The sequence below is a fragment of the Bacillus basilensis genome (assembly GCF_050630465.1).
GTDB lineage: Bacteria > Bacillota > Bacilli > Bacillales > Bacillaceae_G > Bacillus_A > Bacillus_A basilensis.
The window spans coordinates 71,699-85,288 of the sequence record NZ_JBNTQO010000006.1 but is presented as its reverse complement, the minus strand read 5'-3'; the positions used below and the strand labels follow the sequence as shown (position 1 = coordinate 85,288).

Sequence of the window (13,590 nt, the reverse complement as noted above, 5' to 3'; positions counted from 1 at the left end):
AATTTCATGTTTAAAATGAAAAAGTTGCTTACCGTAATCGTATTTTCATGTTTATTCGTACTTGTCGTTGCTGGGTGCGGAAGTAAAACAGATGAGGCAAAAGAAACGAATACGAAGCAAGGCGGGGCCATTGAGCAAATTAAAAAGCGCGGGAAACTAGTAGTTGGGGTGAAGAATGATACGAATTTATTTGGATTGAAAAATCCTTCAACAGGGCAGGTAGAAGGATTCGATGTTGATGTTGCGAAGGCACTTGCGAAAAAGATTCTCGGAGATGAAAAGAAGCTAGAATTAAAAGAAGTAACGTCTAAAACACGTATTCCAATGCTGAAAAATGGTGATATTGATGCAATTATTGCAACAATGACAATTACGGAAGAACGTAAAAAAGAAGTTGATTTTTCAGATGTATATTTTAAAGCGGGGCAATCGTTGCTTGTGAAAAAAGGGAGCGATATTAAAAGTATTGATGATGTGAAAAAAGGCGTGAAGGTGTTAGCTGTAAAAGGTTCAACATCTACAAATAACATTCGTCAAAAGTCACCAGAAGCGACTGTATTAGAATTTGAAAATTATAGTGAGGCATTTACAGCGTTAAAAGCAGGTAAAGGTGATGTGTTAACGACAGATAATGCGATCCTTTACGGAATGGCAAAACAAGATTCTAATTATGAAGTAGTAGGAAAAATTTTCACAGATGAACCGTACGGAATTGCAGTGCAAAAAGGGGCAGATGATTTAACGAAAGAGATTAATACTTTAATTAAAGACATGAAAGCAAGCGGGGAGTATGACAAATTATATGAGAAGTGGATTGGACAAAAACCAGAAAAGTAGATAGTAAAAGTGAGAGGATGAGAGTACTCATCCTCTTCTTGTAAAGAAAGAGGGGAGAATATGTGCCTGATTTTTCTATATTAACGAATAACATTGATATGTATTTAGAAGGGTTTAAATATACAGTTATGTCTAGTGTAATTGCATTAATAGGCAGTTTTATTTTAGGAGTAATTTTGGCAGTAATGCGTATTGCACCGATTCGTATTTTAAACTGGATAGGATCAGCTTTTGTGGAGTTTGTAAGAAATATTCCACTCGTATTAATTGCATTTATATTCTATTTCGCTTTACCTGTAATAGGAGTTACTTTAAATGGTTTTGTAGCAGGAACAGTTACGCTTACGGTATATACTGCAGCGTTTATTGCCGAGGTTATTCGCGCTGGTATTTTATCAGTCGCGAAAGGTCAAATGGAAGCAGCGCGTTCCTCAGGATTGACTTATACGCAAGCGATGTACCATGTCGTTTTACCTCAAGCGATGAAAATCGTAATCCCTCCTCTAGGAAATCAATTTCTTAATTTAGTAAAAAACTCTTCCATACTCGGAATTATCGCTGGTGCTGATTTAATGTATCAAGGAGATTTAATTTCAACGAAGACGCTTGTTACGTTTGATGTTTATATATTTGTCGGGATGTTTTATTTAATATTAACAATTCCGCTCAGTATGCTAGTGCGTTATTTAGAAAAACGCTTGGCAAAGGAGGCGGTGTAAATGGATTTTAAGGGAGCTATAACAGGGGATCATATCCTCTTTTTATTAAAAGGATTACTCATAACGTTAGAGGTAGCGCTTGTAGCGATTGTACTTAGCTTTATTATTGGGAGTGTAATAGGGATATTGCGCTACATGAAAATACCTGTCGTCTCACAAATATTAGGAATTATCGTTGAAGTGATTCGAAATTTACCACTACTTTTAATTATATTTTTCACTTATTTTGCACTTCCAGAAGCAGGATTGAAATTAGAAATTATAACAGCTGTAATTGTTGCGTTAACAATATTTGAAGCGGCAATGATATCTGAAATTGTTCGAAGTGGTCTATTATCTATTGAAAAAGGACAGATTGAAGCCGCAAGATCTTCAGGATTAACGTATGTTCAAGCGCTTTGGCATATCATTTTACCACAAGCATTAAGAAGAATGGTCCCGCCGCTTGTTAGTCAGTTTATTTCATTGCTGAAAGATACAGCATTAGCAGTTGTTATATCACTGCCAGAGCTTATGCATAATGCTCAAATTATTAGCGGACAGAATGTGAATTATATGATTCCAACGTTTATAGTAGTAGCTTGTATGTACTTTATCGTAAATTATAGTTTATCAATTTTATCGAGAAGATTAGAACTTCGTTAACCTTTACAATATATGTAAAGGTTTTTTCCTTGTTTAACCTTATTTTCCTCTAATTAGAATCTAAATCTCGTGATAATTCAATTTTTTATATTATTTTATCAGAAAAGTTTTAATTTTATATAGAAATTGTAATCGCTTTCGTGTATATTTTTATTATCAGAAAATTTTAACAAGATATAGGGGTATCGGTAGGGGGAGGATTTAGATGCAGCAACCAACGAATGAGAAATTACATCGTACGATGAAGAGTAGACATTTATTTATGATCGCACTTGGTGGTGTAATCGGGACAGGTTTTTTCTTAGGTTCAGGTTACACCATTAATCAGGCTGGACCAGGGGGAGCCATCCTTTCATATTTAGTGGGCGGATTTATTATGTATTTAACAATGCTTTGTCTTGGAGAATTAACGGTAGCGATGCCGGTTTCAGGATCTTTCCAAAAGTATGCGACGAAGTTTATTGGACCAGGAACTGGCTTTATGATTGGCTGGTTATACTGGCTTGGCTGGGCTGTAACAGTAGGACTAGAATTAACGTCAATCGGTTTAATGATGAAAAGATGGTTTCCGAATGTTGATGTTTGGGTATGGTGTCTTGTATTCGGCGTTATTTTATATGCTTCAAACGCAATTTCGGCGAAAAGTTATGCTGAATTAGAATTTTGGTTCTCTAGTATTAAAGTAGTTACAATTCTTGCATTTGTTGTTCTTGGTGGTAGTGCATTGCTAGGATTTTTACCATACGATGGAAAAGAAGCGGCACCTCTTTTCTCTAACTTTGTAAGCGATGGCGGGTTATTCCCCAATGGATTAGCTGCCGTATTACTTACAATGATTACAGTTAACTTCTCATTCCAAGGAACAGAGTTAATCGGAATTGCAGCGGGAGAAAGTGAAAATCCAGAAAAAACAATTCCACGTGCGATCCGTAATACAGTATGGCGCATTATGTTATTCTTCATTTTAACAATGACAATTTTAGTAGGATTAATTTCTTGGAAAGAAGCAGGCGTAATTGAAAGTCCATTCGTAGTCGTATTTGATAAAATCGGTATTCCATACGCAGCTGATATTATGAACTTCGTTATTATTACAGCGTTACTATCTGTAGCGAATTCAGGATTATATGCGGCAACTCGTATATTATGGTCACTTGCAAATGAAGGAATGGCACCAACTTCCTTCCAGAAAGTAAATAAGCGTGGTATTCCAATTACAGCGCTAGTCGTAACGATTGCTGTAGCTGGTCTTTCTTTATTCACAAGCTTCCTTGCAGAAGATACAGTATACATGTATTTATTATCTATAGCTGGTTTATCAGCTGTATCAAGTTGGATCATTATTGCTCTATCGCAACTACGCTTTAGAAGCCAGTATATAAAAGGCGGAGGAAAGTTAGAGGACTTAAAGTATAGAACACCGTTATATCCAATTGTTCCTATTTTAGCTTTAATTACAAATAGTATCGTTGTTATTAGTTTAGCGTTTATTCCAGAACAAAGAATGGCGTTATACTGTGGTATTCCATTTATCATTTTCTGCTATATATATTATTATATGAGTAAGAAACGGCAGAAACCGATGAAAGTGGAGATGGAAAAAACAAATGAAACTAATAATCAAACACCATGATATAGAGGCAGATTTATCGTATGGTCAATTAGCGATTGGAAAAGAAAACGGATATTCACCGTTACAATTACTCGTTTCCTCTATCGCAGGGTGTAGTGCAATTGTCTTTCGAACAATTTTAGAAAAGAAACGTATTCCATACGATACGTTTACAATTGAAACGGAAATTGGTAGAAGTGAAGCTTTATCAAAACCAGTTGAAAGTGTTCATTTGCACTATAAAATTAAAGCACAAAACATTACAGAGGAGCAGTTGGACAAGGCGTTGCAACTTGCAGTGAAAAATTGCACGATTGTTCAATCTGTAAAAGATAGTATAAAAGTTACGGAAACAATTGAACTAATAAAGTGAAATATAAAAACGTGAGAATACGGTTCTCACGTTTTTATGTTTTAGAGAGAGGGGAAAGTGTAATGGATTGTTTAGGTTGTAAATTAGCAAACGAATAAGAAAAAATATATAAAGTATATGAAGATGAATATGTAACATGCTTTTTAGATCATGAACCTTTTTATCCAGGCCATACTTTAATTGTGCCGAAGCAGCATGTTGTAGAAGTAGACGAATTAGATGACGTTGTAGCGAAATCGATTATGGATGCTTCTAAGATTATTGTAAAAGCGATTAAGGCATTATATAAACCAGATGGAATTACAATTTGTCAAAATAGTGGAATCTTTAACGAGTTAACACATTACCATATGCATGTGGTACCAAGATATAAAGAGCGCTCATTTGCTGAGTTTTATACGGTGCAACCGGGGGAAAAGAAGAATCATAACTTTGAAGAGACAAGAAATTTGTTAAAAGAAGCGATAGAGCAAATACGGCTTACTGAAAAGGCATAAGAGGGATGTTCTTAATGGAACAGTGAGGAAAATTCTAATAAACAAAAGCCCAATTTCTTAGTTACAATAGAGAAATTGGGCTTTTGTTTATTCTATTATTAAATTTTATCTATAAAAAGATTTTGCAGTGTCACAAAGTATATCGTTCATTCGTTATATAGAGTGAGAGGAGGAATTATATGAAAGTTACAAACAACGATTACGAAAAGATGGAAGAGCTATACGAGTTGTACGAACAAAAAGTTTATTATGTAGCGTATTCTATTTTAAATAATATTCAGCAGGCTGAAGATGCAGTTCAAGAGACGTTTATTACTCTTTATAAGAACTTGGAAAATCTCCATAGCTTGAACATGTAAGAGCTTAAACGCTACATTTTGAGGGTCGCGAAAAATAAGGCGATTGATAGCTACCGGAAAAATAAACGACATGAAACATTTTTAGAAGAATATCAAAGAGAATCAATAGAAGCAGTAGATGAAAATATTGAAGAGTGGGAAAAACGTAAAATGTCTGAGGTTCAAATTGATACATTGCTAAAAGAGTTAAATGAATCTAACAGACAGGTGTTTAAGTACAAAGTCTTCTATAACTTAACGTATCAAGAAATTTCAAGTGTAATGGGGATTACGGAGGCTAATGTCCGCAAGCAGTTTGAACGCGCTCGAAAACGAGTCCAAAATATGATAGGAGGTATACAACATGACGAATTCAAAGAACTCCAAAGAAATGTATGAACTTGCTGAAAAAATTGCTTTAGATGATTTTGATAAACTCGAAGAACGACATGAATTTTCACATACATATACACGTAAAAAGAAATTGTTTATGGAGGAAATGAAGCTGAAAGATGGACAACCGCAGAAAAAGCGTAAAAGACATCGTATGTTAATCGCTGCTGCTTGCTTATTGATTGGTATGCCGACAACCGTTTTTGGTGCAGTAAAAGTCTACAATATGATTGTCCAAAAACAAAATTACGAAGTAAATGTTTCAGTAACAAATAAGGATCCGAAAAAGAGTAATAAGTGGTATAAGTTGAAGGTTGGTAAATTGCCAGAAAATATGGAAGCAATTGATGATAGTGCTATGAAATATTCATTTAAAGATAACGACGTAATGGGTGGTTTTTCATTTGCTCTTTGGAGAATAGGAGAAAATGCAGATTTTCAAACTTTGTATTCAAAAAGCTATGAAGAAAAAGAGATAAATGGTAGGAAAGCAGTAATTGTTCATAAAGAAACTGGAAACAACAATGTAATGTTTGATAGGAAGGTCTTTCTCTTTTTTGAGAAAGAAGGGATTATGTTAGAAAGTTTTATTGGGTCAGATATAAACGAAGAACAAATGATAGATGTGTTAGGGAATATTTCACTTGAGCTTACTTCAAAAGAAAAGGCATCATATATAACGGATTATGATAAAAAGTATTTTAGCGAAGCAGATGAACCTAAAAAAACTAAGGTGATTCCTTTGAAAAAAGATAGCAAACGACTATTTCATATAGGGCAAAAGGTTCCAGTAACGATATCTATGGATAACAGCCAAATTGAATATGTGATAGAAAAAGTTGAAGTCTTTGATTCAATCAAAGATTTTAAACAAGAGAACTTTTATGAAATGGGCTTAGGAATACTAAGCAGGAATCAGGCTTTGGATCAAGCTGGACGATTGATACCATATAGAAGGGATAAATATAAAATTGGAAATGGTAAAGATTCAATTGATCAATTAGTAGAGTCAAAATTAGTTCATCCTAAATTTATTTATCTAACAACAACAGTGAAAAATATAGGTAAGCAGGCGACAGAAGAAATTTATATGCATCCATCTATAAAACTGCTTAAATCTAAAGCTAATGCATGGAACTACGCTAAAGAAGATGGAATTGCCGAGAAAAATATTATGACGGGCGAAGTTGATTATTTAGAGCCTCACGGAGATGGGAAAAGTTTCTACAATATTGGCAGTATTCGACCAGGAGAAACGGTAAAAGTTAACTTAGGTTATTTTGTAGATGAAGATAAACTAGATTCAATCTTTTTGGATGCTTTCAATTACAGAGGGATTGGTGACAATGAAAACATGAATTCGAAAAATCGTTGGTGGTTTGATATTCGTCAATAGTAAAACAGTAGGAACAAATACACTAAAAGCTGCTTACATTTAGCAGCTTTTTTCGTCTTCATACATATGTAAAACTTCTTTCGCACGAATACGCAAACCATCTATTAGTTCTTTCGGTTCTAAAACTCGTGCATCTTTTCCAAGCCTATAAAATAAAGGCGTAATAAAATTGATTTCTCCTTTATCAATTGTTGAATGTATATATCCTGTCCCGTCTTCGTTTATTACCACGAATTCTTCAAGGTAAGGCACGCTTTTACATTGGCGCACACCTTCTGTTGTCAGTAAAACATGTAACTGAATAGGACTGTATACTACGTTAGAGTTAGAGGTAAACCACTCTTCTAAATTCATGAATGTATCCTTATTTTCTTCCATTGATAATATGGAAAGAATACGATCGACGCGATACAGTAATACTTTTTTTCTACTAAAATCATAGGAGGGCAAATACCATAAACCGTCGTGAGCATATACACCGATCGGATGAACATGCTTTGTTTTTATCCCCGATTTAGATTCGTATTGGAAGTGTAAATTTTTATTTTCGATAGCCGCTGTTAACACTTCGTTTAAAAGAGGTGTATCAATTGTTCTTTTCGGATTCCAAAAAGCGATATAAGAACGTATTGTATCAACTTTCGCTTTCGCATCATCTTGTAGAGAACCATACAGTTTATGAGTAACAGAATTGATTTCGGTATTAAAAGGTAAGTCTCGGTAGTAGCTTAAAGACTGAAAAGCAAAAAAGATGGAGACTGCTTCTTCTTCCGTAAATAAAATAGGGGGAATAACTCTATTCGTTAATACTTTATAGCCGCCGTTACGACCTTGCTCAGCATAAATGGGTAATCCCATATCACTTAAATCTAAAATGTATCTATGGACAGTACGAACGGAAATATTAAATTCATCAGCTATTTCTTGAGCTGTAAATGTCTTTTTGGCAGAAGCAAATATAAGAATATCTAATAAGCGTTTAGCTTTTGACAAATGTATCACCTTTTTTCTTTTTAACATGACATAAATTGTCATGTTTTACTGTTAGTATATTGTTTACATCATATGTTATCAAGATGAGATGCAAGGAGGAAAAGATATGTCACGTGAAATAGTTTTATTTATTGCAGCTAGTTTGGATGGATATATTGCGAAAGAAGATGATGATTTACAGTGGTTAATGGAAACGGAAGGAGAGGGAGATAACGGTTATACAGAAATGTATGAAACGATTGATACAATAATCATGGGAAAAAGAACGTACGATTATGTAGTAGAGCATACGGAAACATTCCCGTACTTAGACAAAAAATGTTATGTTTTTTCTAATTCAGAAAAAGGCACGAACGGACATGTAGAGTTTGTAAATGAAGATGTAGTGGAGTTTACAAAAAGGTTAAAAGCACAAGAAGGATCTAAAATATGGATGGTCGGTGGAGGAAGTCTATTAAGAGAGTTCTTTAAAAATAATCTAATTGATGAATATATCGTTACGATTACACCGCATATATTAGGTTCTGGAGTTCCGTTATTTCAAGACAAGAACCCGGAAATCAATTTAACTTTAACGGATACGAAACGTTTTGGGCAATTTGTAAATTTATATTATAAAGTAAAATCTTAAAGGATAAACAAACACGACTACTGATAGTAGCCGTGTTTGTTTATAGATGGTAATGAAATGGTGAAAAAAGACCCATGATCAACTTCACTTGTGACTGTAATATTCCCGCCGTGTAGTTCTACAATTTCCTTCACGATAGAGAGTCCTAAGCCAGTTCCACCTGTAGCGCGTGTTCTTGCTTTATCGACGCGGTAAAAGCGGTCGAAAATGTGAGGAAGGTCTTCAGGCGGAATCCCTTCGCCTTCATCTTCAATTGTAATGGAGATACGTTTATTTTCTTCTATAACAGAGATGTGGATATGAGAATATTCTTTTGAGTGTCTATAAGCGTTATTCAAAATGTTCACTATAACTTGTTCAAATCGCTGCTCATCTAAGCTTACTAGCAGTGTAGAAGGGCAAGAGAAAGAAACTTTAATGTATTTTTCTTTATATATGGCATTTACTTTTTCGGTTATACGAGTAAGGAAGGTGTGTAAATGTACTTCTTTTACTTGAATAGAAAAGTTATGTTGTTCCATTTGTGCAAGTGAAAATAAATCTTGAACTAAGTTTGTAATGTAATCAGACTCATCTTTTATAATAGATAAATATCGCAAACGTTGCTCGGGAGATGTGCTTTCTTTTAAAGCGATATCAGCGTAACCTCTTACGTATGTTAACGGTGTTCGTAATTCATGAGCAACACTCGCTAGAAATTCACTTCGCTCTGTTTTCATATAATGTAAATCATTAGCAAGCGTTTGAATAGACGATGCTAGTTCACCAATTTCGTCATTTCGACTAGTTGTTAATGAAACAGATAAATCGCCTTTGCTCATTTTTTCAGTGGCATGTTTCATGTGTAACAATGGTTTTGTTAACAACCGTGATAAGAGAAAGATGGTGATGGCTGTTAATAGAAAAGTAATGACTCCGGCAATAATGAATTGTCTCGTTAGCCCATTCACCATTTCTTCTATTGATGCTGTTCCGAGAAACATATATACATAGCCTTCTGTTTTTCCTGTGACTATAATTGGACTAACTGTACATATATAATTAGATGTTTTCCAATGATTCTCTATAATTGCTCCGTCATGATCTGTCCGTGTTTGCATCTTTTCAATATGCTTTTTTATAGTAGTATTTATTTCATTGGATTTAGCTAGTATATCCTTATTTGCATTTGTAATAACAACAGTGGTTTCGGCTTCGGATTCCATTAGTGCAACATGGGAGATTGTTTGCTTATCAAAATACTTTTCAAGGACATCTCTGTGACTATTTCCGCGCTTTAATAAAGCTGTCATTTCTTCATTTACTCTATTGTTGACAAGGCTATAATAAAGCGAGACAAATAGAACACTTTCGATTAAAAGTGTAACAATCAAAAAATAAAATCCGAGCTGAATAGAAATTCGCTTCATTGCTTTGCTCCTTAATCTAGAGTATCAATCCATCGATATCCGACGCCATAAACTGTTTTTAAATGGTGATCGATAGGGAAATTTACTTTTCGTAATTTATCACGCAAATTACGAATATGTGAATCGACAGTTCTATCTTCTGTATTTGTATTTAATCCCCAAATTCGTTCAATGAGCTGATCACGGCTTAATACGTAGTTCACATGGCGTAAAAATAATCCGAGCAAAGAAAATTCGATTGGAGTGAGAAGAAGTTCTTCATCATGGACAGACACAAAATGTTTTGCCTCATCCCATAAAATGCCGTGATATTCGATTTGCGCATCTTGATTCGTACGCCGTAAAACAGCTTCAATTCTTGCGAAAAGTTCCTCCTCATGGAAAGGTTTCGTTACGTAATCATCGGCTCCGATTTTTAATCCTTGGACGACATCTACTGTTTGATCACGCGCGGTAACCATAATAATAGGAACGTTACTAAATGAACGGATTTTTTTGCACGTTTCCCATCCGTCCATCTTTGGCATCATAATATCGAGTAAAATAAATTTAAAGTTTTGATTTTCTATATGTGAAATAGCTTCTTCTCCGGATTGTGCACATATGCAATTATATCCAATTGGAGTAAGGTAAAGTGTTAATAATTCAAGCATTCTCGGTTCATCGTCTACGAGCAGTATATCAATCATAGAGAGCCCTCCATAGTTATAATCGTTACTTAAAGTTTAATGCAAAATCATGAAGAAATGGTGCAGATTATAATTCATCTGCATAATTTCTTCAGAATTGCTTGTTATTGTAAAGTTGAAATTCCATTTTAGATAATCATATTGGCTCGAAAATGATTCATACGGAGGCGGTATAGTGAAAAAGATGACCCGGGTTTTTGGGATAACAATAATTACAGCAGTTGGTCTTGCAGCATGTGGACAAACGAATACAGATCATAAAAATCATGAATCTAAAGAAGAGAAGAAAACAGAGCAAAAGGAAATGAAAATGAAGCAGGAAGTAACTGCGCCGAAAGATATGAACGAAGGGGCATCGAATGATTTATTAACGACAAGTTTAAAAAATGTGACGAGGTTAAACACAAATGATCCATTGCAAATGGCTGTATTAACTTCACAAACGATATGGCCAGCAACTCATAAGGAGAATCAGCCAGGCGCTGTTATTTTAGTGCCAGTGAGCGAGTGGCAATTAGGGATTGCAAGTGCGGATCTTATTCATCATCCGAATAACGGGCCGATCTTATTTATAGAAAAAGAAAAGGTACCTGAAATGACGTTAAAAGAAATAAAACGGCTAAATCCGCTCGGAACGAAAGATGGAACACAAATTATGATGATGGGGGATGTCGGTGCATCAATCCTGGAGCAATTAAAAGAGTATAAAGTAAAGCAAATAAAAGAAACGGATCCAGCTACATTTGCAAAAAATGTGGATAAAGAATATGCTGATATAACAGGAAGCTACCCAAATAGTGTTATTATCGGTTCGTCTGAAGAAGAAGGACGTTTATACACAACACCAGCTGTAAACTGGATTTCTCATATGCCAGAACCGCTTTTATATACAGGGAAAGATAAGGTGCCAGAAGCGACGATAGAGGCATTAAAGATGAGAAAAGATAAAGCGAATATATATGTATTAGGACCAGAAAAAATCGTTTCAAAAGAAGTAGAAAAAGAGTTAAGCAAATACGGGAAAGTAACGCGTATTAGTGGTGAGACTCCAACAGAAAATTCTATTGCATTTGCAAAATTTAAAGATGAGAAAACGAAATTTGGCTGGGGGTTCACAAAACCAGGCCACGGTTTATCATATGTTTCAAGCAAAACACCAGACTTAGCAGTTGCAGGAGCACCATTTTCACATATGGGTAAACACGCACCTGTTGTAGTGTTAGAAGAAGGTAAAGCCTCACAACCAGTGTATGACTTCCTTGCTAGTATTCAACCGAATTTTAAAGATGACCCAACGATTGGACCGTATAATCACGGTTTCTTATTAGGAAGTACGAGTGATATTTCATTTGAAACACAAGGTATATTGGATGAGAGGTTAGAGATTGTACAAGAAAGTGGTCAAGGACACGGTGGACATTAATATAATGAACAAGGGCGCTACTAAGGTAGTGCCTTTTTCTTTAGGAAACTTTTACATAGCACAAAATCCTCTACTCGTTATATAATAACCTTCGTGCAGTCGGCCTTGATTTTCTTACGGAGAAAATCAAATAATAAAAGAGTAGAGGAGTGATATTTTGTTTCAGACGATAAAAAATGACTGGTTTTCCAATGTGAAAGGGGACGTGTTATCAGGAATTGTCGTTGCTTTAGCATTAATTCCTGAAGCGATAGCTTTCTCCGTTATTGCAGGTGTAGATCCGACCGTTGGATTGTATGCAGCTTTTTGTATCGCAGTTACCATTTCATTTGTTGGCGGAAGAACTGGGATGATTTCAGCTGCAACAGGTGCAATGGCATTATTAATGGTAACGCTCGTTAAGGATCACGGTTTGCAATATTTATTTGCTACAACAATATTAACAGGTATTGTCCAAATTATTTTTGGCGTGTTCAAACTGAGTTCATTTATGAAGTTTGTCCCTAAGTCAGTTATGAGTGGTTTTTTAAATGCCCTTGGCATTTTAGTTTTTACAGCGCAATTACCGCATTTTAAAAATGCAAATTGGCAAATGTATGCACTTGTCGCATTAGGTCTTGTAATTATATATGTATTTCCACGTATTACGACGGCTGTTCCGTCTACACTTATTTCCATTATTATTGTGACAAGTATTGCACTTATGAGCGGATTACAGTTGAAAACAGTAGGGGATATGGGAAGCTTGCCGAAAGAATTACCGTTCTTTAGCATTCCTGACGTGCCTTTTACACTTGAGACATTAGGGATTATTTTACCGTATGCAGTTATGCTTGCAATTATTGGTTTATTAGAGTCATTATTAACAGCTTCAGTTTTAGATGATATGACGCATACGGAAAGTAATAAGCATAAGGAGGCACGTGGGCAAGGGATTGCAAACGTTGTTGCTGGTTTCTTTGGAGGTATGGCAGGATGTGCAATGATTGGTCAATCTGTTATTAATATTAAATCAGGTGGACGCGGACGATTATCGACGTTTGTAGCGGGCGGATTTTTAATCGTATTACTATTCGTTTTAGGTGATTATGTTGTTCATATTCCGATGGCAGCATTAGTTGCAGTTATGATTATGGTTTCAATCGGAACATTTGATTGGAACTCTGTAACAACGATTCATAAAGTACCAAAAGGGAATGCATTCGTTATGATCGTAACAGTAGTAGTCGTTCTTATCACTCACAATTTAGGATTAGGCGTAGTTATTGGTACAGTAATTAGTGCTGTATTATTTGCATTCAATATGGCAAAGATTCACGTGAAACATTTATATATTGAAAATAAGAAAATATACGAAATTCACGGTCAACTTTTCTTTGCGTCTACGGCAGATTTTATAAATGCTTTTTCATTTAATGAAGATGTGAAAGAAATTGAGATGAACTTTACTCATGCGCATGTATGGGATGACTCAGCAGTGGCATCAATTGATAAAGTTATCATGAAGTATGAACAAATTGGTGTGAAAGTAAGTATAACAGGATTAAATGAACGTAGCGCAAAACTTGTTACAAATTTAGCTACTTATAATAAAAGAATTGCTAGTTAGAAGCCTCCTTTTTAGGGGGCTTTATT

13 protein-coding genes and 1 pseudogene are annotated in these 13,590 nt (G+C 35.0%); 11 read left to right on the top strand and 3 right to left on the bottom strand.

Annotation, left to right across the window (positions count from 1 at the left end; all coding sequences use genetic code 11):
- Positions 1 to 6: 6 nt before the first annotated feature.
- From glnH to ACQVV1_RS14550, 8 genes and pseudogenes are all read left to right on the top strand, one after another.
- Entirely contained in the window at positions 7 to 837 is an 831-nt protein-coding gene (gene glnH, locus ACQVV1_RS14585) for a glutamine ABC transporter substrate-binding protein GlnH (RefSeq protein ID WP_242255395.1), read from the top strand.
- 62 nt (positions 838 to 899) lie between these two features.
- Entirely contained in the window at positions 900 to 1,556 is a 657-nt protein-coding gene (locus ACQVV1_RS14580) for an amino acid ABC transporter permease (protein WP_431169026.1), read from the top strand.
- Positions 1,557 to 2,201: an amino acid ABC transporter permease gene (locus ACQVV1_RS14575; RefSeq protein ID WP_063225139.1), complete on the top strand. Its 645-nt coding sequence runs from the start codon at positions 1,557 to 1,559 to the stop codon at positions 2,199 to 2,201.
- 205 nt (positions 2,202 to 2,406) lie between these two features.
- Positions 2,407 to 3,834, top strand: coding sequence for an amino acid permease (locus tag ACQVV1_RS14570; RefSeq protein WP_063225138.1), 1,428 nt, complete (start codon positions 2,407 to 2,409; stop codon positions 3,832 to 3,834).
- A complete protein-coding gene (locus ACQVV1_RS14565; protein ID WP_048525050.1) occupies positions 3,809 to 4,186 on the top strand; it encodes an OsmC family protein in 378 nt (125 codons plus the stop codon). The genes ACQVV1_RS14570 and ACQVV1_RS14565 overlap by 26 nt, the downstream gene beginning before the upstream one ends.
- Before the next feature lie 104 nt (positions 4,187 to 4,290).
- Positions 4,291 to 4,683, top strand: a complete 393-nt coding sequence (locus ACQVV1_RS14560; protein WP_242255532.1) for an HIT family protein — start codon at positions 4,291 to 4,293, stop codon at positions 4,681 to 4,683.
- A gap of 179 nt (positions 4,684 to 4,862) precedes the next feature.
- A pseudogene (locus ACQVV1_RS14555) lies at positions 4,863 to 5,420 on the top strand (RNA polymerase sigma factor).
- Entirely contained in the window at positions 5,386 to 6,810 is a 1,425-nt protein-coding gene (locus ACQVV1_RS14550; protein WP_431169025.1) for a DUF4367 domain-containing protein, read from the top strand. Before ACQVV1_RS14555 ends, ACQVV1_RS14550 begins: the two are co-directional and overlap by 35 nt.
- A 39-nt stretch (positions 6,811 to 6,849) precedes the next feature.
- Here the strand turns inward: ACQVV1_RS14550 and ACQVV1_RS14545 are convergent, their stop codons facing one another.
- Positions 6,850 to 7,845, bottom strand: coding sequence for a helix-turn-helix transcriptional regulator (locus tag ACQVV1_RS14545; RefSeq protein ID WP_242255386.1), 996 nt, complete (start codon positions 7,843 to 7,845; stop codon positions 6,850 to 6,852).
- Positions 7,846 to 7,909: 64 nt separating this feature from the next.
- Here ACQVV1_RS14545 and ACQVV1_RS14540 point away from each other — a divergent pair, with 64 nt between their 5' ends.
- Complete coding sequence (locus ACQVV1_RS14540) at positions 7,910 to 8,434, top strand: dihydrofolate reductase family protein (RefSeq protein WP_242255384.1); 525 nt, start codon at positions 7,910 to 7,912, stop codon at positions 8,432 to 8,434.
- A gap of 17 nt (positions 8,435 to 8,451) precedes the next feature.
- Here ACQVV1_RS14540 and ACQVV1_RS14535 read toward each other — a convergent pair whose 3' ends face one another.
- Positions 8,452 to 9,843 (bottom strand): sensor histidine kinase, encoded by a 1,392-nt coding sequence (locus ACQVV1_RS14535; protein WP_242255381.1) that lies wholly within the window; start codon positions 9,841 to 9,843, stop codon positions 8,452 to 8,454.
- 11 nt (positions 9,844 to 9,854) lie between these two features.
- Complete coding sequence (locus tag ACQVV1_RS14530; protein ID WP_063225131.1) at positions 9,855 to 10,532, bottom strand: response regulator transcription factor; 678 nt, start codon at positions 10,530 to 10,532, stop codon at positions 9,855 to 9,857.
- A gap of 175 nt (positions 10,533 to 10,707) precedes the next feature.
- On the opposite strand from ACQVV1_RS14530, the gene ACQVV1_RS14525 reads away from it, so the two are divergent.
- Both ACQVV1_RS14525 and ACQVV1_RS14520 read left to right on the top strand, forming a co-directional pair.
- On the top strand, positions 10,708 to 11,955 hold the full coding sequence (locus ACQVV1_RS14525; protein WP_431169024.1) for a cell wall-binding repeat-containing protein: 1,248 nt from the start codon (positions 10,708 to 10,710) through the stop codon (positions 11,953 to 11,955).
- A 157-nt stretch (positions 11,956 to 12,112) separates the two neighbouring features.
- Positions 12,113 to 13,564, top strand: a complete 1,452-nt coding sequence (locus ACQVV1_RS14520; protein WP_063225129.1) for a SulP family inorganic anion transporter — start codon at positions 12,113 to 12,115, stop codon at positions 13,562 to 13,564.
- Positions 13,565 to 13,590: the final 26 nt, after the last annotated feature.

Coding starts and splice junctions, on each gene's coding strand:
- ACQVV1_RS14530 (WP_063225131.1), bottom strand. CDS start 10,532: ATGATTGATATACTGCTCGTAGACGATGAACCGAGAATGCTTGAATTA.
- ACQVV1_RS14550 (WP_431169025.1), top strand. CDS start 5,386: ATGACGAATTCAAAGAACTCCAAAGAAATGTATGAACTTGCTGAAAAA.
- ACQVV1_RS14570 (WP_063225138.1), top strand. CDS start 2,407: ATGCAGCAACCAACGAATGAGAAATTACATCGTACGATGAAGAGTAGA.
- ACQVV1_RS14540 (WP_242255384.1), top strand. CDS start 7,910: ATGTCACGTGAAATAGTTTTATTTATTGCAGCTAGTTTGGATGGATAT.
- glnH (WP_242255395.1), top strand. CDS start 7: ATGTTTAAAATGAAAAAGTTGCTTACCGTAATCGTATTTTCATGTTTA.
- ACQVV1_RS14535 (WP_242255381.1), bottom strand. CDS start 9,843: ATGAAGCGAATTTCTATTCAGCTCGGATTTTATTTTTTGATTGTTACA.
- ACQVV1_RS14575 (WP_063225139.1), top strand. CDS start 1,557: ATGGATTTTAAGGGAGCTATAACAGGGGATCATATCCTCTTTTTATTA.
- ACQVV1_RS14565 (WP_048525050.1), top strand. CDS start 3,809: ATGAAACTAATAATCAAACACCATGATATAGAGGCAGATTTATCGTAT.
- ACQVV1_RS14545 (WP_242255386.1), bottom strand. CDS start 7,845: ATGACAATTTATGTCATGTTAAAAAGAAAAAAGGTGATACATTTGTCA.